Origin of the sequence: Pseudoalteromonas distincta (assembly GCF_000814675.1) — a bacterium.
Taxonomy (GTDB): domain Bacteria; phylum Pseudomonadota; class Gammaproteobacteria; order Enterobacterales; family Alteromonadaceae; genus Pseudoalteromonas; species Pseudoalteromonas distincta.
The window spans coordinates 104,049-126,937 of sequence record NZ_JWIG01000016.1 but is presented as its reverse complement, the minus strand read 5'-3'; the positions used below and the strand labels follow the sequence as shown (position 1 = coordinate 126,937).

Below are 22,889 nucleotides of genomic sequence, written 5' to 3'. Positions count from 1 at the left end.
TAACCTATACTTAAAGTGCAAATAAGCCAAAGATGGCTTAGAGTAGAAATGGGTAATGATATACAGTATCAATTATAATACGTACTGCCCGCAAACGCACTAAAAACTTAGTAAATCAAAAAAAATGTGCTAATAGTTAGTAAAGAAAAAGAATTTAATTATGGCTTGGACACATGGAGAGTTGAGTGAGTAATAACCTATCAGAAGAAGCATGGCAAAACTTGGAGTTATTGCCGTTTTGTGTATTACTTTATGATGCCAATGAAGATATATTTAAAGTTAACAGCCAGGCACAGGACTTGTTTGACTTAAAAGACCAATCACATTTTTATAAAACTGATTTATCACACATCACTTTAACCAATCATCACAGTAAAAAAAATCTGTTGATCGAGGAGCTATTCTTTGATTATTTTACGGCAAATAACCAATGCCAGTTTATTTTATCGAAACAATCATCCAAATTGCTACTCAACGTAAAATTTGCAAATTTACCTAATTCAAACTCCATTATTATTATCGATATACTAAATAACAACGTGGATGAACAATATGATTTTGATAATATTATATCGAACATCTCAACTGACTTAATTGATATTCAAAATGACGATGTTGATAAGCATATCAACTATGCATTAAAAGCAGTCGGTACGGTTTGCAATGCCGATAGGAGTTATCTTTTTAAGTTTTCCGAAGATGGTAAAACTATTAATAACACTCACGAATGGGTCAATGATGGTATCAAAGCTTTTAAAGACGACTTACAAAACCTTTTAAAAAGCGACCTCCCTTATTTTTTTAGTTCGATGGCCCGTACCCACTTATTCAGAGTGAATGATGTAACGTTGCTCCCAATTCAAGCAATGAGCGAAAAAACGATTTTCCAGCGACAAGAAATAAAATCGGTACTTTGCATTGGATTACGTTATGACAAAGAACTGGTTGGCTTTATTGGCTGTGATTGTGTTGTTCAAAAGCGAGATTGGACAGATTTAGACCTTATTCGCCTAAGGTTAGTAGGTGAAATGCTTGCTAATGCTTTCAAAAATTTAAATTATAAGCAAGAGCTTCAACAAACTCAGCAGCAACTCATTAACGCCAACCAAAAACTCAATAAACAAGTCAATACTGATGGCCTTACAAACATTGCTAATAGACGCTGTTTTGATCAGACTTTAAAATGCGAAATTAAGCGCTGTGCACGTAATAAGGAACCCATTAGTTTAATTATGTGTGATATTGATTTTTTTAAGCGTTATAACGATAACTATGGGCATCAGCTTGGTGATGAAGTGCTAAAGCGAGTGGCCAAAGCGCTACACAATATTTGTAAACGCGAAGGTGATCTAGCAGCTCGTTTCGGGGGTGAAGAATTTGCGATAGTTTTACCTGCAGTCGACACAGAACACTGTCAAAGGTTTGCTGTTCTTATTCAGGAAAAAATCGCAGAACTCGCAATTGAACATAACTTTTCAACTGTCAGTAAATACCTCACTTTAAGCATTGGGTTTTATAGCTTCATACCCAATCACAAAACAAAACCCAAAGAGGTTATAACTAACGCCGATATAGCCCTTTATAACGCAAAAGAAACAGGTAGAAATAAAATAGCTAGTTTTTAAAAACCGACTAAGGTGGCGCACTGCAGCGAGTTTTAGTGGTTTAAAGTTCTCTGTAGTGATAATCTATACACGCTGAAATTATAAACAATACAACTACTCAGCGTTTAATTATTATAAGGAATGTTTAAATGGATCCAGTCACACAAATTCTCAATATAGTTTTTACTGTTGAGGCTTTTTTACTAGTTTTTGTTATCGTGCTTTTAAAAAGTAGCGTTAAATTTGTACCACAAAACCGCGCCTGGTTAATCGAACGTTTTGGTAAATACCAATCAACTAAAGAAGCTGGCCTTAACTTTATTATTCCATTTATTGATAGAATCTCGGCTGATCGTAGCTTAAAAGAACAAGCTCAAGACGTACCATCGCAATCAGCTATTACTAAAGATAACATCTCACTCATAGTTGATGGTGTACTGTACTTTAGAGTATTAGACCCGTACAAAGCTACGTATGGCGTTGACGACTATACCTTTGCAGTTGTACAACTTTCGCAAACAACTATGCGTTCAGAATTAGGTAAAATGGAGCTTGATAAAACATTTGAAGAGCGTGATCTACTTAACACCAACATTGTTGCAGCTATAAACCAAGCATCTGAGCCTTGGGGTATCCAAGTACTTCGCTATGAGATTAAAGATATTGTGCCGCCTAACTCTATTATGGAAGCTATGGAAGCACAAATGAAAGCTGAGCGTGTTAAACGAGCTCAAATTTTAGAGTCAGAAGGTGATCGCCAAGCAAATATCAACGTTGCTGAAGGTAAAAAACAAGCACAAGTACTTGCTGCTGAAGCCGACAAAGCCGAGCAAATTTTACGTGCTGAAGGTGAAGCAACAGCTATTACGACGGTTGCAGAAGCACAGGCAAATGCGCTTATCAAAGTAGGTGAAGCCGCAGATACAGAACAAGGTCAAAAAGCAATACAGCTAGATCTGGCAACTAAAGCAATTGCAGCTAAAGAAGCGATTGCTCGTGAGTCATCAATTGTATTACTGCCAGATAACGCGACAGATGCAAGCTCAATGGTTGCCCAAGGTATGGCAATTATTAATAGCTTAAATAAAAAGCATCTGGGTTAATAACTAAATAAAGAGGTTTGTATGGATTTTATTACGCAAAATTTACCGCAAACACTTATGGTAATTGGTATTGTTGCTTTAATAATAGAAGTAGCAGTACTTGGCCTTTCTACATTTATTTTATTGTTTTTTGGATTATCGTTATTCCTCACAGGATTATTAATGAGTTTTGGTATTTTACCTGACTCATTAACCACTGCACTTTGGAGTAACACAGTGGTAACAGCAGGCTTGGCCGTTGCACTTTGGAAACCATTAAAACAAATGCAAAATCGCGTAGATAAGAAGCAAGTGAATAGTGATTTTGCTGAACTTACTTTTGTACTTACTAGCGATGTAACAGAGCAAGGTTTAACTACACATCAATACTCTGGTATCAGCTGGAAACTCAAAAGTGAGCAACCAATTATCGCCGGTACTGAGGTTTTAGTAACTAAAAAAGAAGTGGGTGTTATGTGGGTTACGCCTAAAAGCTAATCATCACTGAAAATTACAAGTTACAGTAAAACGGGCGGCTCAAACTGCCCGTTTTTTATACCGGAGATCTGAAATACAGCGCCTTGTTCACCAACAGTATTATTAATCGCTTCATCAAATGCCGATGTAACAAGTAGCAACTCAGCATTTTCACCACCGAAGGCGGTGCATGTCGGTTTTAATGCACAAAGCTTTATTGTTTTAATTAACTCACCGCTTGGGGATAAACACATAACACATCCCATTCCCCAAACAGCTAGCCACAAATTACCTAATTTATCGGTTACGCAGCCATCGGGGTCAACATCAGTATTATTAAATTGATAAAAAACACGTGGCTCAGCGCAAGGCTCACCAGTTTTCTCATCCAAATCTAATACATAAATACAACTCGTTAAAGAGTCGCAGTAATAACCGCGTAAACGGGGCTTATCAAAACACAATCCATTTGGGATACTCAAACCACTTACAACGGCTTTAAGCTGGTTTTTATAATAACGGTATATTTTACCATCCCCTTTTTTAGCATTTACATCCATTGTACTTAACCAAAAGCCACCCCATGGATCAGCACGGCCGTCGTTTGAACGCCGATTTAGCTGTGTATTTTCAATACTAAGGATAAGATGGCGAGTGCTTGAATTAATATGGTATTTGTATATACCAGTACTTGTCCCTAGCAATAAGTGCTGCTCATCAATCCACGCTATTGCACTGAGCGTATCGGGCATATTCACGGTTTTTAGTTGGCTGTTGCTGTGTATATTTTTGCTTAAAAGTAATTTTTTATTTATATCGACCCAAAAAAAAGTGTTCAGCATAGGATGCCAAAGAGGACTTTCTGCAAGCTGACTCTGTGTGCTTTCAAAAATGGTTACGCTAGGATCAAACATAAATACTTATTCTTTATTATTAACAAAGCCTTGTAATACTAAACCTTACCAGAAAACAGTGAATTTCGCGATGTGTACCAGGCTTTAATTTATCAACACATTTAGTAATCTCTATCGCATTTTTTAGACTGAGTTGATAACATCAAATTTAATAAAAAGGATTGACCATGAACAACAATAATAAAAACACACTCGTCGTTGAAGGCGGTGCAATGCGCGGTATATTTGCCGCAGGTGTGCTTGATGAGTTTTTAAAACAGCAATACCAGCCGTTTGAACGCTATTTTGGTGTTTCAGCCGGAGCAACTAATATAGCCGCATTTTTATGCAAACAACCAATGCGAAATTATAAAGTGATTACCGACTATTCATGCCGTCCTGAATTTATTAATTTAGCGCGCTTTATTAAAGGTGGTCATTTATTTGATTTAGATTGGTTATGGCAAGAAACAATTCGCGAAATACGCCTTCATACAGAGGTATTCGAACAAACTCCACAAGAGTTTTATATTGTATCTACGGCAATCGAATCAGGCAAAGCACACTATTTAAAAGCCACCAGCGCCGATATGGTGCATCAATTAAAAGCATCATGCGCTATACCCATTGCATATCGTGACTACCCTATTATTAATGACATAGCGATGACCGATGGCGGTGTTGCTGATTCAATTCCGGTTATAAAAGCTTACGAAATGGGTGCACGCGAAATTACCGTTATTTTGTCTCAATGTTTAGGCTATCGTAAAAAACCAAGTAAGGCACCTTGGCTTACTAAAAAAATGTATAAAAACTATCCTGCATTAGTTCAAGCGACCTTAGATAGGGCTAATTTTTATAATAAGTCTATCGATTTTATTATGAATCCACCTAATGACTGCAAAATCAATATCATTGCACCACCGGCTAATTTTAAAGTTGGGCGTACCACTAAAAAGTTTGAAATACTTAATAGTGGTTACAACATGGGAATTGATACTGCTAAGGCCTTTTTAGCTAAATAGCTGCATTCTTTAACCTAATAATTGCGGTGCTTTACCCGCAATAACTGCGGTTAGTAAACCAGCTAACATAGCTCCTACAACGGTGCATATTGCACCGCCTAAAATACCGTAAACACCCATAAAGCATATCAGCGCTAAACTAAATAGCAGTGTACTTAAAAAAGCTTTAGTGGGTATTGTGAGTGTGTTTTTGCGTATATTGAGCATCATTAATAATAGACTTACCATGGCAATTATAATTAGTAGTTCGTTCATGCGGGTTGTACCTCTGCTTGTAATTTTTGTGTGTTTTTTATTTTTAAGGCACCAAAAATACACGCGATACCCACCACCATAAAGCTTATATCTACTATCGCGACAAGCGAGCTATTAAGGTTAATAACATTGCTCACGCCAAATATAATATTGAGCGGCAGCACCAAAGCAAGCGAAGCGCCGCATAGCAAAAGAGTCAGCTTAAAATAGTTTTTATAACCTACAGGCAATACACTTGAGAGTAACCATGCCAACCACGTATAAAAAAACACGGGTCCAAAAAAGCTATTTTGCGCCACACCAATAACGGTATAATTAAGTACAACTTGCAAAGGAAATAACACAAAGCTTGCTAATACCAAGCCTCCACAACTGCCAATAATAAAACGATTCCAGCGTGCATATGCCTGCACACTCAGCGACGGGCTACTGCCACGTGTACGCTTTGCTAGCCACATCATCATGCCCGAAATAGGTAAAAGCGCAGTACTTAAGCCAAGCAATACCCAAAGTAATTTTACAAACACCCCTGCAAAGTTCCCAAAGTGCAGCGGAAACATCAACTCAATTACTTTTATCGAAACACCTGAAATATCACCAAAACTACTCATCGACTGCACAAACTCACCATTGCCTTTATAATGCAGTAATTGAGAAGCAACAGCCTCGCCACCTAACAAACGCAAATACACCTGCGCATTCGCATCGTTATGCGCCATTATTGTGACATCCCTAATTACAGCTTCAGGGTAACGACTATGCACATTGTCTAAAATAGTGTCTATTTTTGTAGGTTGCTTAATGTGGCTAACTACCGGCTCAGGAATTGCGGTAAACGTTTCTATTAACTTATCTTGATCGCCACCAAAGCTCACAAACGCAGCTGCTGGTAATAAAATAACGGTCGCAAGCCCTAAAAATGATCCTGTAAAACCAATTACAATATTAAATACACTGCCCCAAATACCTATGACCTTATGAGCATCGCTTACTGCAATATCTAATCCTTTATCTCGCCTAAACGTAAAGAGCTCTTTTATCAATTTACGATGAATAAACAAGCCTGTAACTGCACTTACTAAAAGTGTTAAACCTAAAAAACCAGTGAGAATTAACCCAATTGGTCGCCCTAAATGCAAATCTGCATGAAACTCACCTATGTAGGTTGGCGCATCTGTTTTTTTATTAGCGTAAAACTCTTTACTAGGCCCATAGTAAGTATTTTCCAGCGCCAAAGTATCAGGATGAAACTGGAATACTCTGGCCACCTCTTGGTCATAGTTTTCATCGCCATCGTGGGATTCAAATACCAACGTTAATAAATGAAAGTTGTGTCCACTTGGTAAAAACACATGAATGTTTTCACCAAATTCACTAGGCACCTGTTTATGGTATTCGTTTACTAGTCGATTAATTTGCGCGCTGGCAACGTGTTGGCTAGATTGTAGCTCTGGATTTGCCCATATTTTTAACTCAGGTCGCGACAGCACTGCTAACGCCCCACTAAATGCAACAACAAATAGCAGTACAGCAGTAATAATTCCTACCCAGCTATGTAATAAAAATAGCTTTTTTAAAGTAATCGACTTCATCCCTGCCCCTGCGTTAACGCCCAAAAACTCAATAAACCATGTAGTACACACAGTGCAATCATTACAACAAACGGTTGCCATACCTTTTGCGCCAAATACGCATAAATAAACAACGCAGTCCAAATAACAGGAAAGAGTAAAATAGGCAGTAATATTTGTTCATTCATTTGAAACGGTAAATAAGTTGTCATACCCGGAATCATTATTACCGCAGTAATTAGCGCTAACACACATGCAATTAGGTGCCTTCGCCGTGTAGCTGTAAACGTTTTTTTATTATTCATTATTCGCTCATTAAATTTGCCCAAACATATACAAAACAGCACATGCAAATGATAACAATTGTTATTATATTGTGCATTTAACACTTAATGCAATTTATTAAACACATTAAGTCTAAAAATACTGTTGGTTTGTTTTAAGAGCTTTTATGCTACGCCTCGCAATTTAGGTACGCAGTAATGCGTCATTTCAGTTAAGCCGAGTTCGGGCTTTTTAATTTTTCAGGAAGCAGTAAACCGTGGATATAATTAACGCGATTATTTTAGGTATTATTGAAGGTATAACAGAATTTTTACCCATATCATCAACTGGGCACTTAATTGTAGCGTCAAAGTGGTTAGGCATTGAATCAACAGACACTAACCTCGCCTTCGAAGTCATTATCCAACTTGCCGCCATTTTAGCGGTACTAGCCAACTATAAAGACAAGTTTAGCCCTAAACATTTCAATTTATGGGTGAAAGTTGCCATTGCATTTATTCCTTTGGGTATTATTGGTTTTATATTTAGTGATGTAATAAAAACACTGTTTAGCGTACCAGTAGTAGGTGTTATGTTCATTGTAGGCGGTGTGATTTTTTTACTATTAGAGCGCAGTTATAAAGAGACTCACTGTACAACTACCGATGTAACCCAAGTTACTTATAAACAAGCCCTTTGGATTGGCGTAGCACAGGTATTTGCATTAATTCCAGGGACTAGTCGCGCTGGGAGTTCTATTGTTGGTGCCATGCTGTGTGGTTTAAATCGAAAAGCCAGCGCTGAATTTTCATTTCTACTTGGTTTGCCTGTACTTGCAGCAGCCTCAGGGTACGACTTACTTAAACATTACCAACTGTTTAGCTTAGATGACCTAACTGCCCTTGCTGTAGGTTTTTTAACGTCTTTTATAGTTGCTTATTTTACTATTAAACTATTCATACGCTTTCTAGAAAATTTCACTTTTGTTAGTTTTGGTCTTTACCGAATCGTATTTGGTGTTATTTTATTAACTAACCTAAATTCTGGTTAAGAGATTTAAAAACACTATAAATAATAACGATATTTAAGTCTGTTTCTCTCTAGCTAGAAATTTTTGGTGAAAACAAGGCGAATTTACGCGTCAATAGCTGGTCTATTGCAAGGAAATTCAACGCAGCAAGCGCTAAAAATTGATTTATTATTCAGAACTCAGCTTAGCTATAGCCTACACATAAGAGAATATTATGAGCGAAAAAATAAACGAAGAAGCACTCCACGCCCTAAAAATAGCTTTTACTTACATGCCAAAAGCGATTGAGGTGACAAAATATGAATATGGCGAGCGCTACCAAAGCGTACTTGATCACATTGAAGCTGTACGTGAAACACTGCTTATTAACGATGTTGACCCAGAGGAAGTAGACGGCGATATCAACCCTGAGTACACACCAAACTCAACCTACTAATATACACAATAAGCTGCGAGCAACTTACTCGCAGTTTGTGTTTAAATCAGTTGTGCTTAATTAGAAAAAGTTTATATAAAGTAATAATTAACTAAATATATTTCACTTTTTTGTTAAACTAGTGCTTTATCAAGCTATAGACTTAGTTCTAAAACCAACAGGATGTTTACTATTGAATTTTCTTAGGCAATTTCACGACATAGTATCTAACCAAAACTTAGACTTTGATGGAAAAACCCATCAACTATTAGCATTTGGACTTGAAGTGTTTAACCTTGATTTAGCTATTATTAGTAAGGTCGAGAAAAACTGCTATACCGTGTTACATGCCATTACGCCAGATAATGCATTAGAAATAGGTACTCAATTTGATTTAGACGGTACCTATTGTGTACACACTCTTAGTGCGGGTTCTGCACTTGCATTTCATAACGTCTCGCAAAGCGCAATTGCTGACCATCCTTGCTATGAAAACTTTAAACTTGAGTCATATATTGGGGCACCTATTAAAATAGGTACCGATATATTTGGAACTGTAAATTTTTCTTCTGCCAATCAATCTCCAGTATTTACAGATGCCGCCTACGACTATATTGAGTTATTTGCGCAGTGGTTAGGCGCAGAACTAGCCCGCAGCATCACTAAAGAAAAATTAATAAAAAACAGTAATAGCTTATTAAAACTAGAAAGCATAGCAAATATAGGCACGTGGGAAGTTGACCTTACTAATAATAAAATTTATTGGAGTCAGCAAACTAAACAAATCCATCAAGTTGATGAAAACTATCAGCCTGAAATTGAATCTGCAGTTAACTTTTATAAAGAAGGTACAAGCAGAGATAAAATAAATAAAGCAGTTGAGCTTGCTATACAACACGGCGAAAAGTGGCATCTAGAACTTGAAATTATTACAGCCAAAAATCAAACCATTTGGGTATCTACATTTGGCGAAGCCGAATTTGACGGTGATTCCTGTGTACGTTTGTTTGGTACCTTTCAAAATATTACCGAAGCAGTGACTCTAAGAGAAGAGCTTAAAAATAAACAAGCACAAGCCGAGCGATTACTCGAAGATAGAAGCATGCTTTTTGCAAAAATAAGCCACGAACTTAGAACACCGCTAAATGGCATTACGGGCATGCTTACTACGTTAATAGATGAACATAACGAACAAAAGAGAACCGAAAAAATAAAAGTCGCGCTGCGTAGCGCAGATATACTCTTGAGCATAATAAACGAAGTACTCGATTTTTCTAAAATTAACCACGGTGAGTTAAAACTAGAACCCACGGATGTTTTATTAAATACAACATTTACTGATCTCATTTCTTTGTACACCCCGTTATTTAAAAACAGCAATGTAGAACTAGAAGTAAAAAATGAAATTTCTGATAGCTGCTGGGCATATTGCGATAACACACGCCTAAGTCAAATTACCTCCAACTTATTAAGTAATGCGTTAAAATTTACTGAGCATGGTTGTGTAAAACTGCACACGTCTGTGATTAATAACAATAATAAATTAACGCTAAACATTAAAGTCGCCGATACAGGAAGAGGCATGACTAGCCAATTTCTTGAATCTTTATTCTCCCCTTTTACTCAAGAAGTAGATGCTAAAAACAGTAAAGGAGGCACAGGACTTGGCCTCGCAATAGTTAAAGAACTTGTTGAGTACATGGGCGGAACAATCAAGGTAAGTAGTAAAGTAAATCAAGGAACTACTTTTTCGCTAAGTATCCCTATAGAGCTAGGTAAAGAGCAAAAAGTAGAGCTAAATCCACTATCAAAAATAAACATTAACGCTTCTAAGCTTTCTGTTTTAGTGGTGGATGACAACGACATAAACAGACTCGTTCTTGATGCGTCGCTTAATAAACTCAATATAAAGCCAGACTTTGCAGTAGATGGGCAAGATGCCATATTTAAATGCGAGCAAAAGCATTACGACCTTATTTTTATGGATTGTATTATGCCTATACTCGATGGTTTTGAGGCTACAAAACAACTGCGTTCAAAAAGTATCTGTCCGCACGATTCAACCTATATTGTTGCCCTTACAGCTAATACTTCATCGCAAGATAAATTAGCATGCAAACAAGCTGGTATGGATATGTTTATTTCAAAACCGTTTAAAATGCATTCTTTAGAAGTCGCTATTGCGTCAGCGGCGCAATTACTAAAGCTTTAAAAACATTAGCTTTGCACACTTAACCGCGTGCTAAATATAGTTAGATAAGGAATTAACAATGAAAAACATAATTAGAACTATATTACTAACTGTCCTTATTGTTGCAGTATTTAAAGGCGTTTCCACTGGGCAATGGAGCTCATCAATAACAATAGTTATCGTATCAGGCGTATTGCTGTTAGTTACATTTATCAGTGCTAAGTCATCACGTGGATCATCAGCTTATACTGGCAGTGACTCAACAGCTTCCTCTAGCAGTAACTCATCACATTCTTATACAGATTGCGGCGGCGATTCTGGTGGTGGGTGCGATTAAATCATGTGCTAATTCTTAAGCATTAAAAAAGCCGCCTTTGGAGAAGGGCGGCTTGGGTTAACAAACAGCTATGGGTGTAGCCTTGCTGTTATATCAAGAGAGTTTTTACTAATTACATCAAGCAGCGCTTTGATCAGCTTCTTCAGAGTGACGAATTAAATAATCAAATGCACCTAAACTTGCTGTTGCACCGCTGCCCATTGCAATAATAATTTGTTTAAACGGAGTATTGGTTGCATCCCCCGCGCCATAAATGCCAGGTAATGAAGTTGCGCCTTTAGCATCAATTAGTATTTCACCAAATTTGCTTAATTCAAGGTCGCTGTCTTTTAACCACTCGGTATTTGGTATTAAGCCTATTTGTACAAATATACCGGCAAGTTCAAGCTCTTTGCTCTCCCCCGACACTCTATCTGTGTACATTAAGCCAGTTACTTTTTTACCATCACCAAGTACTTCGGTAGTTTGTGCACTTTTGATAATAGTAATATTAGCCATGCTTTTAGCTTTACGAATAAGCACTTCATCGGCTCGTAGTGTGTCTGCAAATTCAAGTACCGTAACGCTTTGCACAATATTAGCTAAATCGATTGCCGCTTCTATACCTGAATTACCACCACCAATTACAGCAACAGGTTTGCCTTTAAATAAAGGGCCGTCGCAATGTGGGCAATATGCCACACCGTGGCCACGATATTCTTGCTCGCCTGGTACGTTCATTTCGCGCCAGCGTGCACCAGTTGCAAGTACGAGCGACTTAGCTTTAAGTACTGCGCCATTTTCTAGTGTAATTTCGTAACCATTGTTATAACCAAGTGCCGCTGCACGCTGATTATGCATTACATCAACATCGTATTCTTTAACGTGCTCTTCGAGCTGAGAAACCAATTTAGGCCCTTCAGTCGCTTTAATCGAAATAAAGTTTTCTATTGCTAGTGTATCGGCAACTTGTCCACCAAATCTGTCGGCAACAATGCCTGTATTTAACCCTTTTCGTGCTGAGTAAATTGCAGCCGACGCACCCGCTGGGCCGCCACCAACTACAAGTACATCAAACTCGTCTTTTTCGCTTAGTGCTGCTGCTTGTTTAGCAGCCCCTTTGCTATCTACTTTATTAAGTATGTCAGTAAGGCTTAGTGCACCTTGGCTAAATGGTTCGCCATTTAAATATACAGCCGGTACAGCTAAAATATTTCTCTCTTCTACTTCACCTTGAAATAATGCACCGTCAATCATGGTGGCTTTAATATTACTGTTTGTCGCTGCCATAGTGTTAAGTGCTTGCACTACTTGCGGGCACGTTTGGCAACTTAAACTTATGTATACTTCAAAGTTCAGCTCTTGAGTAAGCGATTGTATTTGCTCAATGTCTTCGCTTTTAGCTTTACTTGCGTGTCCGCCAGTATGCAAAAGTGCTAACACTAAACTTGTGAATTCATGACCCATAGGTACGCCTGCAAACGTAACATGAGTGTTTTTAATAGGCGAATGTACAACCATTGACGGGCGACGTGCGCTTGTATCAGGATTGCTTATTACAGTAAATTTATCGCTCAGTGAGGCTAAATCGTTTGCTAGGCTTTCTACTTCTGCTGATTTTTTGCTGTCATCCAAGGCAATAAGCAGCTCAACAGGTTGAGTAAGCGATTCGAAATGGCTTTTTAATTGATTTTTTATGTTGTTATCTAACATGGCTTAACCCTTTTAGGAAAATTTAAACAGCAAGCCTCCCATGCCAAATAATGCATGTGCTTAAACAAGTATATTGATATAGGAGGCATCAACAAACGAATGTTCGTTGATTTAAGGGCAGTTACCTGCCCTCATAAAAGTGGGTAAACCTATATTTAGATTTTACCAACTAAATCTAGTGAAGGTGCAAGTGTGTCTTCACCTGGCTGCCAAGATGCAGGGCAAACTTCACCATCGTGAGTTGCAATGTATTGTGCAGCTTGTACTTTACGAACTAGTTCTTTAGCGCTTCGGCCAATTCCTAAATCGTGAGTTTCGATTACTTTAATTTCGCCTTCTGGGTTCATTACAAATGTACCGCGAAGTGCTAAACCTTCTTCTTCAATCATTACACCAAAGCTACGTGTAATACGCCCTGTTGGGTCGCCAATCATTGGGTAAGTAATTTTACCGATAGTGTCTGACGTGTCATGCCATGCTTTATGAGTAAAATGAGTATCAGTAGATACTGAGTAAACTTCTACGCCCATTTCTTGAAGTTGTGCATAGTAATCTGCAAGGTCACCTAATTCGGTAGGACATACAAATGTAAAGTCTGCTGGGTAAAAGAAGAAGATAGACCATTTACCTAGAACATCTTTTTCAGACAATTCTACAAAGTCACCGTTGTGGTAAGCGGTTGCATTGAATGGTTGTAATTTTGTATTGATTAATGAAGTGCTCATGGTATTTCCTCATCTGTGTTTATGTATTTTAAAAGTAATCAACGCTTTCGTTTTAAACGACCTTCTGCGTTGGCTTGATTAATACAATAAGGCCAATGAGAAATTAAATAAAATTGATTGTTTAGATTAAAACAATCGATTTTTTGGGTTGAACTATATAATCATTGTTATCGTAAGCATTATTTGAATTGTGAACGCTGGCGAATTATTAAGACCGCTAATCGCAATACTGCTACAATAGCCTCGCTTCAAATAAGTCATTAAATATAAGGCACACCGTAATGGAAAAATTTGTTAACCATATACAGCTAGGTTACCTAGGCTTAATCCCGTTTTTAGGGTGTGTAGGTTGGCCACTCATGTTTGGCAGTAATAGTCTTAACTTGGAGTTTTTTACTTTTTACAGTATCGCCATTTTAGCATTTATGGCTGGTAACTTATGGCGCGCCGGAGAGCAAAGCTATAGCAATGCAATTAAAGCGGTATTGCCTGTTATACCCGTACCATTTTTATCATTTATGCCTGCTGAGTGGGCACTGGCTTGGCTAGGCGCTAGTTTTTGGTTAGTACTTATATTTGAAAAAGCCACGCCACAATGGCAAACCTATCATAAAGATTATCAAAAAATGCGTTTTGTGCTTACCTCTGTTGTGTTTGTTTGTCATATCCTTACTATTGGTATGAGTATTTACCCTAAATAGCAGCTGTAAACTTAAATATTGCGTGGTAATAGGGTAATATCCGCGCACTGCTATTTGAGGACACACCATGATTGACCAACTACGCCAACAACTCGACGAACTTGGCGAAAACTACGTAGAAAAAAACGCTGCATTTAAAATCAAAGTGATCCCATTTTTTTGTGCTATTCGCATTAAAAAAGATCATAAAAGCGAAGGTCGTTTAAGCTTTTATTCAAGTCAATTACTCGAAATATTTTTAGTCGTCTTATTTTTGCTATTCGGTTTAACACTGTACGATACAGATGCAGGATTTACTCACGGCCCTATTCATATTGCCTTTGCCATTTTAATTACCTTTAATCTTATTATTAAACAAATCGCAATCGAAGGATTAAAAACCAGACTTGCGTTTCATCGTTTACTAGCAAAAGACTCACAAACAAATAGCGATATAAATAATACTGCTACAAACATAAACGCTAAATAAAATATGTATTTAAATCCTCAATGGCGAATACTCACCGTAGGCGATGGCGATTTATCGTTTTCGAACGCTATTTACACTCATCTATCGCCAAAAGCTTTGGTTGCATCCACTTACGATGACCAAACTACTATTGAGCAAAAATACCAGCACAATGCACTTAGCAACTTAAAAGCGCATAACGTTGAGGTACTTAATAGTTTTGATGTAACAAACCCTGCATGTTGGCAAGCTCTAAGTGAAAACCAGCACAGCTTTGATGTGGTTATTTTTCAGTTTCCGCTTATACCTGCATTTGTTGGCCGTGAAGCGTTTGAAAACAACACGCGCCAAACCAGCATGAACGTATTAAACCGCGCTTTACTGCACCAATTTATTAAATACGCTAACGAATACGCGCTTGATAAAAATGGGCCAATGCTTTGTTACATCACCTCAAAGGATGTAAAACCTTATCGTGAGTGGAATATAGAAGGGAGTTTAAATAACGGTTTAACCGCAGATTATTTAGGCCAAATCCCATTTGATATTAGCCATTTTGAAGGTTATAAAATTCGTAATGTTGACCGCGATAAACACGTTAAAGACACCAGCGGTATAACTTACGTTTTCAGCCCAAAAAGTCTCGATAAACATACTAGCGAATTAAGCTCGCGTCTTGCAATGCCTGCATACTTAACATCTAACCATTGCCCCCTATGCCGCGTTGGGCCTTATGTGGCAAACGAGGACGAAGCCAAGCATATAAACGCTAAAAAGCATCAGCAAATGCTGCATCTTGAAAGCGATTGGCAACAATGGCTAAATGAGTTTTATAGCTAATTAATAGCCCTACTACTGTTTATTTAATTACTCCCTTGCGTGTTTAATTAAATCAGCCGCTTTTTCAGCAATCGCAATTACCGGCGCATTTGTGTTGCCGGTAATAATAGTAGGCATAATCGACGCATCAACTACGCGTAAGTTACTCACCCCGTGTACTCGTAAATTAGTATCTACCACTGCCATTGAGTCTTGCCCCATTTTACATGTCCCTACTGGGTGATACTCGGTATCTGCAGTTTGGCGTATAAACTCAATTAGCTGATCATCATTATTTATATCAAGCGGGTAGAGCATTTTACCGCGTATGTTATCAAAAGCGTTGCTTTGCATAATAGCGAGTGTTTTTTTAAGGCCTGCAAGCATTACAGTTAAATCATCTGAATGGCTTAAATAATTAGGGTCAATAAGTGGAGCACTCTGCGGGTTATTATCGGCTAATGTAATAGTACCTCGGCTTTTGGGGCGCATAATACTGCTGTGTATACTGTAACCATGCCCAGTGTGTAATTTACGACTATGATCGTCCACCAGCCCAATAACAAACTCTAGCTGCACATCGGGCGCTGGCGAGCCTTCAAATAATTTAATAAACGCATGCGACTCTGCAAAGTTACTGGTTAATCGCCCTTCTCGTTTACTAAACCAATTAACGCACCCTTTAAAAATACTGGCAATGCCTAGCGGGCTTATACCAAATGTGCCTTTACTTGTTTTTGATTTATAAAGTGGCACTACCGTTAAGTGATCCTGTAAATTAGCGCCAACACCTTCAAGTACGTGCTGAACCTTAATATTATGTGCACTTAACTGCTCTTTTGGGCCAATACCCGAAAGCATTAATATTTGCGGCGAATTAATAGCGCCAGCACTAAGTATTACCTCTTTTTTAGCACGTAAATTAATAGCCTCTTTATTACGCTCTATTTGCACACCTTGCGCTATCTTATTGGTTACATTTATTTTATTAACGTGGCTATGGGTTAATACCGTTAAATTGGGGCGGTTTAAATACGGTGTTAAATATGCTTTTGCTGCACTACAACGCTCGCCATTGTGCTGAGTTACCTGCGATAAACGCGCACCGCTTTGCTCTTTGCCATTTATATCGTCGCTTAAATTAACGCTCTGCTCAGCACAGGCATTTAGAAAATATTGGTTTACATTGCTTGGGTTACTTAGCTCTTGTACATGTAGCGGGCCTTTTGTTCCGTGCAGCTCATTATTTATAAACGCTTTATTGTTCTCAGCTTTAATAAAGTACGGGAGTAAACTCTCAAAATCCCATCCCGTATTGCCATTAGCCGCCCATTGGTCGTAATCGTACTTATTACCTCTTATGTAAACCATTGCATTGGTAGAGCTTGACCCACCCAATACTTTGCCACGCGGCACAAAACCACAGCGGTTATTAAGCGCTTTTTGTGGCACCGTATTGTAATGCCAGCTATTTATGCCATAAGGCACACTCGCTGCTATGCCAGCTGGCATTTGCACAAATGCACTTTTATCGCTGCCGCCAGCTTCAATTAAACACACACTGACATTTTTATCCTCAGACAAGCGCGATGCCATAACGCAGCCGCCACTGCCTGCGCCAATCACAATGTAATCAAATGTTGTATTGTTCATGGTGTACCTTAATAAAAGTTTTAAACGGCCTTAACAGTAATAGTGCATAGAAAAACCCAATAAAACTTGATATTTTTAGACATCACTTATTTGGGGTTAACCATGAGCAGCCTAATCAGAGCCACGTCATTACAAGGTATAGACACGCTAATTAGCGAATTTGGCGGCGATCCGCATGAAATAATGCAAAGCTGTAATATTAGTAACGTTGACTTTAAAAATCTCGACAACCAATATTTACCTTATCGAGATTACGCTGAGCTTTTAGAATACTGTGCTTGTAAGTTCAATTGCTCTAGTTTTGGCCTTAAGCTCGCAAGTAGACAAAATTTTGATATTTTAGGACATATTGCAATAGCTGCCAAAAGTAGTACTAATTTAGGTGATGCACTTAATTGGGTTATTAAATACCTTTACTTACACAGCCCTGCACTTAGCTTAAACTCGCATCCTTTAGAGAATGATAAAAGCTTGTTTTTATCATTCGAAATTAATTTAAAACCATTACCGCACATAAACCAAGTCATTGAGCTAACCATTGGTTTAGCATTAGCTGTTATTAAAAAGCTGAGTAATAACCGCTGCAAACCAATTAATATATTTTTGCCAAAAAAGTTAAGTACTAATACTCGTGCCTATAACACTTACTTTGGTTGTAACGTTATAGAGCATCGCAACAGCGCTGGCATTATAATCTCAAAAAGTGATTTAACTCTTGAGCTTGATCACCCTAAACTAAATAAAGTACAAGCAGCGCTAAGCTTCTTGGCAAAAAACAAAGAACACACACAACCGTTGCCCAACCAAGTTAGTGCGCTAATTAGGCCTATGCTTCCTATTTATCAATGTAGTAACCAAACTATTTCAGCTGCGCTGGGTATGCACCCGCGTACTCTGCATCGAGAACTTATCAAACATAATACGAGTTTTGTAAAACTAAAAGATGCCACTCGTCGCGCTTTAGCTGCACACTATTTAGCGCAAAACCAATTTACAATATCAACCATATCTGAGCTTTTAGGGTATCAGGAACAAGCAACACTAAGTGTTAATGTTAAACGCTGGTTTGGGTGCTCCCCTAGCGCATATAGGACTAAAAAAATGTTAAACTAAACACTCTTATTATTATTTTTATTTAAGCTAAGGAGTGAGCATGAACTTTGTTATTGTTGGCACCAATTTTATTAGCGACACATTGTTAGCCGCTGCAAATACGTTAAACGATTTTAATTTATATGGGGTGTGCTCGCGCGCAGTATCTAGCGGCGAAGCGTTTTTAGCCAAACACCCACAAAATGCACAAGCAAAAATTTTCACCTCAATCGAACAAGTTTGCCAAGATAAACATGTCGATGCTGTCTACATAGCCGCCCCTAACAGCTTACACAAACAATATGCCATTATGTGTCTAGAAGCGGGTAAACATGTCCTTGGCGAAAAACCATCAGCTGCCAATTCTAAAGAGCTTGCAAGCATTATAGCTACAGCAAAAAAGCATCAGCGCCTTTACATGGAAGCCATGATGACCACTCACTTGCCTAACTTTGAACGGCTGCAACAGGCAATGGTAAAAATTGGCACACCACGTAAATATATTGGCCAGTACAGTCAATACTCATCGCGTTACGATAAGTATAAAAATGGCGAACGCCCAAACACATTTTTTCCCGAGTTTGCTAACGGCGCTTTAGTTGATTTAGGGATTTACCCACTGTATTTATTAATTGCACTTTGGGGGGCACCAAAAAGCGTGAGTGCCAGTGGCGTATTGCTTGATACTGGTGTAGATGGTGCGGGCGATGTATTACTAAACTACGCTGATAAACAAGCCGTTATTAGTTACTCCAAAATATCGCAAGGCGACAACATAACCGAAATACAAGGCGAGCTTGGGCGCATACGTATAGAAGCGGTATCGCAACTTAAAAAGGTGGAGTTTATTGCTAATAATGGTGAGGTAGAGGTTATATCCCAGCCGTTTGATGAGCACTTTATGAAATACGAAGTTGAACATTTTATGGCATTAGTGAAGCAAAATATCCTTGAGTCACCAGTTAATACGCACATTTTAGCCAGTAACGTAATGAGCGTTCTTGATGAAGCGCGCAAACAGCTTGGGGTTGTGTACCCTAACGACTAATTAAATAAAATATGGGCGTTAACCAACGACAGTTAACGCCCAGAAGAAAGCTTAAATAGCTCTCGTACAACGACACACTTTACAAAACACTTTAAAATAGCGATCCCCATCCATGGGCAATCAAATACTTCTACAACAAACTTAACACTGACAACCCAACTCGGTTTATTACCAATATTTATTACTCAATAACCTTAAATCTAACCTAACACATAAAAACATTACCAATCAAGCTGGCCAATTGCATTATTTTAAACTAAATTGGTAATACAAGAATGCAACCATTGGTGTATAGTGGTTTTTAACCCTAACATCGCGTTAGAATTTTGACATAATAGTGAATTTTAAGGTAACCTCTGATATTAACAGTTGGTTTTGACTTATAGGCCCCAGAGGCCATTATTCCTTAAGGTAATGAAGGTAAAGTATGGGTAATCGTCGCTTATTTTGGCGCATAGTTGATAAAATTGAGTCTTTAATAAATCAAGGCGAATTTTCTGCTGGGAGTCGTTTACCACCTGAACGTGAACTTGCAGAAATGTTTGATGTAAGTCGCCCTACCATTAGAGAAGCTATTATCGCATTAGAAGTACGTGGCCGAGTTGAAGTTAAAACCGGCTCTGGTGTTTACGTAGTAGAACAAAAAAATGCATCTATAAAATCAAAAGAAATCAGTGCATTTGAACTTACTCAAGCTCGCGCATTAATTGAAGGCGAAATTGCCGCTTTAGCTGCGCAAAGTATTACAGAAGAAGAACTAGAGCAACTAAATAAAACATTAATTGCCATGGAAAAAGGCCTGTATGTTGAGCAAGCCGACCGTGAGTTTCATGAGATTATAGCTAGAGCAACGCGTAATAAAGCACTTGAATTTGCAGTGTCTAACTTGTGGGATTTACGTTTAACAAATCCACAAATTGTTGCTGACTATGGCAGTGTGTGTAAAAACAATAACGAATGCGTTATGGACGAACACACCGCTATTTATACAGCTCTAAAGTCGCATGATGCAAATGCAGCGCGCAGTGCAATGCACAAACATTTTAACCGCTTAATTAATGCTTTATTTGATGCCGTAGAATCGCGTGCACTTGAAGAAATTAAACGCAAAAATGATGAAAAACGAGGCCTCTACTCGCTTGATGGCTTAGTTAATAAAAGTGCCCACTAAGGCCTTTTAACCAACTTATTAAAGTTAGCAAACGCCTGTTTGCTAACTTTACCTCTTACTTTATTTACCTGCCCTATTTAATATACTTTTAATTGCGTTATTTTTGGTCGCAAACACTTACCTATAAATTTAAAAAAAGATACTATGCCGCCATTAATATCGGGCGGGTTTAGCTTTTATACTCCCTGCATTACATAACTAATTGATAGAGTTACTCAACTCAAGGATTAAAATGCAAGCATCTTCAAAAAGTTATTTACTGGCTATCGTGTGTGTATTGCTTGCCATGATGACCATTCAAACCGGCGCGTCGTTTGCAAAACAGCTTTTTCCTATTGTTGGCCCTGAAGGCACGACAGCCCTTAGGCTTGGTTTTTCTGCCTTTATACTTTGCTTAGTGTTTAAACCTTGGAAACACTTACCTACTACGGGTAATCGTATTCCTATAATTGTGTATGGTTTAAGCTTAGGCGGCATGAACATTTTGTTTTATTACGCTATTGAACGCATTCCACTAGGCATTGGTGTAGCACTTGAATTTACAGGCCCGCTTGCTGTTGCCTTATTTTCATCACGCCGCAAACGTGACTTATTTTGGGTTGCCTGTGCTATTACCGGTATTTTGCTTTTGCTTCCAGATATGAGCGGCCAAGACAGCCTTGATCCATTGGGTGTAGCGCTTGCGCTTGGTGCTGGCGCGTGTTGGGCAGGTTATATATTATTTGGTAAAAAAACGGGCACACAAAGCTCTGGTGGAGCCACTGTCGCATTGGGCATGACTGTTGCTGCTATAGTGCTAGTGCCTTACGGCGGCATTATGCAAAGCCCCGCGTTTACATGGGAAATTATCCCACTGGGTATTGGTATTGCTATTTTATCAAGCGCACTGCCTTACACACTTGAAATGGTTGCACTGCGTAACATGCCTTCACAAGGGTTTAGCGTAATGATGAGTTTAGAGCCTGCAATAGCTTCGCTCGCAGGGTTTATTATACTGGGTGAGTTACTTACTTTATGGCAGTGGCTCGCTATTTTACTTGTAATTATTGCATCTGTTGGTAGCTCTTTTTCAAACGCAAAAAAACAGGCTACTTAGTTAACTACCAAACTAACCTAAACAAGCTAAATAAAGTCACCACGTAACATGGTGACTTTATTGTGTTGTATCCGGTAATTTTTTAACTCACAGCCTTACTTTGCTTTTTAGTTGTAAGCAAATAGCCAATCAACGAAATAAGCGGCATGCCGGCAGCCACCAGTGCAATAGCTGTCCACCCACCCGCTTCATATAGTGGGCTGGCAATAAGCGAGCCTACTGCGCCACCTACAAATATACTAGTCATGTAAATAGCGTTTAAACGCGCACGGCTTTGTGGCTCTAGTGCATACACTGCACGTTGACCCAATACCATATTGGCCTGCACAGCAAAATCAATAAACACACCGGTTAATGCCAATACTATAATGCCGTAAGGTAACTCAAATAAGCTAGGTAAAAAGCACAATGCTGCAATAAGTTTGGCCAGTAACGATACCTGATGTGTATAGCCCTTATCAGCCAAACGCCCAACAATGGGAGCTGCTACAGCACCTGCGGCGCCCACTAGTGCAAACAATGCTATTTCCGATTGGGATAAACCATACTCACGGGCAAGCACAACCGGTACGCTTGTCCAAAATAAGCTGAACGATGCAAACATTAACGCTTGAAAAAGTGAACGTTGGCGCAGCACTGGCTGGCTTATCATTAATTGTTTAAGCGATTTTAATAACTTAAAATACGTTGTTTTATGGGTTGGTTGCCTACTTGGAATAGCAAAATAAATTACGCCTGCAATAAACACCATACACCCTGCTGCAAAGTAAAATACAGCACGCCAACCAAAGTGATCGGCTATTAAGCTCGATATAGGTCTTGCTAGCAAAATACCTAACAACAAACCCGCCATAATATTACCAAGAACTTGTCCGCGTTTTTCGTCAGACGATAAATGCGCAGCAAGTGGAATAAGCACCTGAACAGAAACCGAACTTATACCTATCATTAAACATAAAATAAGCATTACATTAGGTGAATCAGCAAGTGCCGTACCCACTAAACTCAAAAACGACACACCAAGAGTGACCAACATAAGCTTTTTATTTTCAACTAAATCAGCTAATGGTACTAAAAAAAACAACCCCGAAGCGTAGCCTATTTGTGTAAGCGATACGATAAGGCTAGCACTGCGTGAACTTAATCCAACTTCTGGGGCAAGTAACTCAATAATAGGTTGAGCGTAATAAATATTGGCAACAATAAGACCGCAACACAAAGCAATAATAGTAACGAGTGTATTGCTAAGAGGTTGCGCTGAAACGCCTGTTTGGGTCATGTGTGTCTCTACTTTATAAAA

23 protein-coding genes are annotated in these 22,889 nt (G+C 38.5%); 15 read left to right on the top strand and 8 right to left on the bottom strand.

The annotated features are described in order from the left end of the window. The first annotated feature begins 185 nt into the window (after nucleotides 1–185). From QT16_RS11155 to QT16_RS11145, 3 genes are all read left to right on the top strand, one after another. Complete coding sequence (locus QT16_RS11155) at nucleotides 186–1,625, top strand: diguanylate cyclase domain-containing protein (RefSeq protein ID WP_039488442.1); 1,440 nt, start codon at nucleotides 186–188, stop codon at nucleotides 1,623–1,625. A gap of 128 nt (nucleotides 1,626–1,753) precedes the next feature. After that, on the top strand, nucleotides 1,754–2,707 hold the full coding sequence (locus QT16_RS11150) for an SPFH domain-containing protein (protein ID WP_024597361.1): 954 nt from the start codon (nucleotides 1,754–1,756) through the stop codon (nucleotides 2,705–2,707). Between the two features lie 21 nt (nucleotides 2,708–2,728). After that, nucleotides 2,729–3,184 (top strand): NfeD family protein, encoded by a 456-nt coding sequence (locus tag QT16_RS11145; RefSeq protein ID WP_024597362.1) that lies wholly within the window; start codon nucleotides 2,729–2,731, stop codon nucleotides 3,182–3,184. Between the two features lie 20 nt (nucleotides 3,185–3,204). On the opposite strand, the gene QT16_RS11140 is transcribed toward QT16_RS11145, so the two are convergent. Then, entirely contained in the window at nucleotides 3,205–4,077 is an 873-nt protein-coding gene (locus QT16_RS11140) for an SMP-30/gluconolactonase/LRE family protein (RefSeq protein WP_039488441.1), read from the bottom strand. 167 nt (nucleotides 4,078–4,244) lie between these two features. On the opposite strand from QT16_RS11140, the gene QT16_RS11135 reads away from it, so the two are divergent. Next, nucleotides 4,245–5,081, top strand: coding sequence for a patatin-like phospholipase family protein (locus QT16_RS11135; RefSeq protein ID WP_039488440.1), 837 nt, complete (start codon nucleotides 4,245–4,247; stop codon nucleotides 5,079–5,081). Nucleotides 5,082–5,090: 9 nt separating this feature from the next. Here QT16_RS11135 and QT16_RS11130 read toward each other — a convergent pair whose 3' ends face one another. Genes QT16_RS11130 through QT16_RS11120 form a run of 3 tightly spaced genes read right to left on the bottom strand, consistent with a single transcriptional unit; the run spans nucleotide 5,091 to nucleotide 7,212 of the window. Further along, nucleotides 5,091–5,336, bottom strand: a complete 246-nt coding sequence (locus tag QT16_RS11130) for a hypothetical protein (protein ID WP_039488439.1) — start codon at nucleotides 5,334–5,336, stop codon at nucleotides 5,091–5,093. Then, entirely contained in the window at nucleotides 5,333–6,928 is a 1,596-nt protein-coding gene (locus tag QT16_RS11125; RefSeq protein ID WP_200886969.1) for a PepSY-associated TM helix domain-containing protein, read from the bottom strand. Before QT16_RS11125 ends, QT16_RS11130 begins: the two co-directional genes overlap by 4 nt. Next, nucleotides 6,925–7,212 (bottom strand): hypothetical protein, encoded by a 288-nt coding sequence (locus tag QT16_RS11120; RefSeq protein WP_024597366.1) that lies wholly within the window; start codon nucleotides 7,210–7,212, stop codon nucleotides 6,925–6,927. The genes QT16_RS11125 and QT16_RS11120 overlap by 4 nt, the downstream gene beginning before the upstream one ends. A gap of 236 nt (nucleotides 7,213–7,448) precedes the next feature. Here QT16_RS11120 and QT16_RS11115 point away from each other — a divergent pair, with 236 nt between their 5' ends. From QT16_RS11115 to QT16_RS11100, 4 genes are all read left to right on the top strand, one after another. Further along, nucleotides 7,449–8,222, top strand: coding sequence for an undecaprenyl-diphosphate phosphatase (locus QT16_RS11115; RefSeq protein WP_039488437.1), 774 nt, complete (start codon nucleotides 7,449–7,451; stop codon nucleotides 8,220–8,222). A 193-nt stretch (nucleotides 8,223–8,415) separates the two neighbouring features. After that, a complete protein-coding gene (locus tag QT16_RS11110) occupies nucleotides 8,416–8,637 on the top strand; it encodes a hypothetical protein (RefSeq protein ID WP_002960604.1) in 222 nt (73 codons plus the stop codon). Between the two features lie 172 nt (nucleotides 8,638–8,809). Further along, entirely contained in the window at nucleotides 8,810–10,828 is a 2,019-nt protein-coding gene (locus QT16_RS11105) for a hybrid sensor histidine kinase/response regulator (RefSeq protein ID WP_039488436.1), read from the top strand. A 58-nt stretch (nucleotides 10,829–10,886) separates the two neighbouring features. Next, nucleotides 10,887–11,144: a hypothetical protein gene (locus QT16_RS11100; RefSeq protein ID WP_024597368.1), complete on the top strand. Its 258-nt coding sequence runs from the start codon at nucleotides 10,887–10,889 to the stop codon at nucleotides 11,142–11,144. A gap of 117 nt (nucleotides 11,145–11,261) precedes the next feature. Here QT16_RS11100 and ahpF read toward each other — a convergent pair whose 3' ends face one another. Beyond that, nucleotides 11,262–12,836 carry an alkyl hydroperoxide reductase subunit F gene (gene ahpF / locus QT16_RS11095; RefSeq protein ID WP_039488435.1) on the bottom strand — a complete coding sequence of 525 codons (1,575 nt, stop codon included), beginning with the start codon at nucleotides 12,834–12,836 and terminating at the stop codon, nucleotides 11,262–11,264. 155 nt (nucleotides 12,837–12,991) lie between these two features. Next, nucleotides 12,992–13,561, bottom strand: a complete 570-nt coding sequence (gene ahpC, locus QT16_RS11090; RefSeq protein WP_002960601.1) for an alkyl hydroperoxide reductase subunit C — start codon at nucleotides 13,559–13,561, stop codon at nucleotides 12,992–12,994. A 281-nt stretch (nucleotides 13,562–13,842) separates the two neighbouring features. Here ahpC and QT16_RS11085 point away from each other — a divergent pair, with 281 nt between their 5' ends. The 3 genes from QT16_RS11085 to QT16_RS11075 all read left to right on the top strand — a co-directional run bounded on the left by QT16_RS11085 (nucleotide 13,843) and on the right by QT16_RS11075 (nucleotide 15,550). Beyond that, complete coding sequence (locus QT16_RS11085) at nucleotides 13,843–14,262, top strand: DUF3429 domain-containing protein (protein WP_039488434.1); 420 nt, start codon at nucleotides 13,843–13,845, stop codon at nucleotides 14,260–14,262. A gap of 67 nt (nucleotides 14,263–14,329) precedes the next feature. Beyond that, nucleotides 14,330–14,731, top strand: a complete 402-nt coding sequence (locus QT16_RS11080) for a hypothetical protein (RefSeq protein ID WP_002960599.1) — start codon at nucleotides 14,330–14,332, stop codon at nucleotides 14,729–14,731. A gap of 3 nt (nucleotides 14,732–14,734) precedes the next feature. After that, a complete protein-coding gene (locus tag QT16_RS11075) occupies nucleotides 14,735–15,550 on the top strand; it encodes a class I SAM-dependent methyltransferase (RefSeq protein ID WP_039488433.1) in 816 nt (271 codons plus the stop codon). Nucleotides 15,551–15,577: 27 nt separating this feature from the next. Here QT16_RS11075 and QT16_RS11070 read toward each other — a convergent pair whose 3' ends face one another. Further along, on the bottom strand, nucleotides 15,578–17,182 hold the full coding sequence (locus tag QT16_RS11070; RefSeq protein ID WP_039488432.1) for a GMC family oxidoreductase: 1,605 nt from the start codon (nucleotides 17,180–17,182) through the stop codon (nucleotides 15,578–15,580). Nucleotides 17,183–17,284: 102 nt separating this feature from the next. On the opposite strand from QT16_RS11070, the gene QT16_RS11065 reads away from it, so the two are divergent. The 4 genes from QT16_RS11065 (at nucleotide 17,285) to QT16_RS11050 (ending at nucleotide 21,589) form a co-directional block, all read left to right on the top strand. After that, the gene (locus tag QT16_RS11065; protein ID WP_039488431.1) at nucleotides 17,285–18,295 is read left to right on the top strand and encodes an AraC family transcriptional regulator; all 1,011 of its coding nucleotides are present in this window, start codon (nucleotides 17,285–17,287) and stop codon (nucleotides 18,293–18,295) included. A 40-nt stretch (nucleotides 18,296–18,335) separates the two neighbouring features. Continuing rightward, complete coding sequence (locus QT16_RS11060) at nucleotides 18,336–19,322, top strand: Gfo/Idh/MocA family protein (protein WP_039488430.1); 987 nt, start codon at nucleotides 18,336–18,338, stop codon at nucleotides 19,320–19,322. Between the two features lie 427 nt (nucleotides 19,323–19,749). Continuing rightward, nucleotides 19,750–20,493, top strand: coding sequence for a FadR/GntR family transcriptional regulator (locus QT16_RS11055; RefSeq protein ID WP_002960591.1), 744 nt, complete (start codon nucleotides 19,750–19,752; stop codon nucleotides 20,491–20,493). Between the two features lie 232 nt (nucleotides 20,494–20,725). Then, a complete protein-coding gene (locus QT16_RS11050; RefSeq protein ID WP_039488429.1) occupies nucleotides 20,726–21,589 on the top strand; it encodes an EamA family transporter in 864 nt (287 codons plus the stop codon). Between the two features lie 82 nt (nucleotides 21,590–21,671). Here QT16_RS11050 and QT16_RS11045 read toward each other — a convergent pair whose 3' ends face one another. Then, on the bottom strand, nucleotides 21,672–22,868 hold the full coding sequence (locus QT16_RS11045) for an MFS transporter (protein ID WP_039488428.1): 1,197 nt from the start codon (nucleotides 22,866–22,868) through the stop codon (nucleotides 21,672–21,674). Nucleotides 22,869–22,889: the final 21 nt, after the last annotated feature.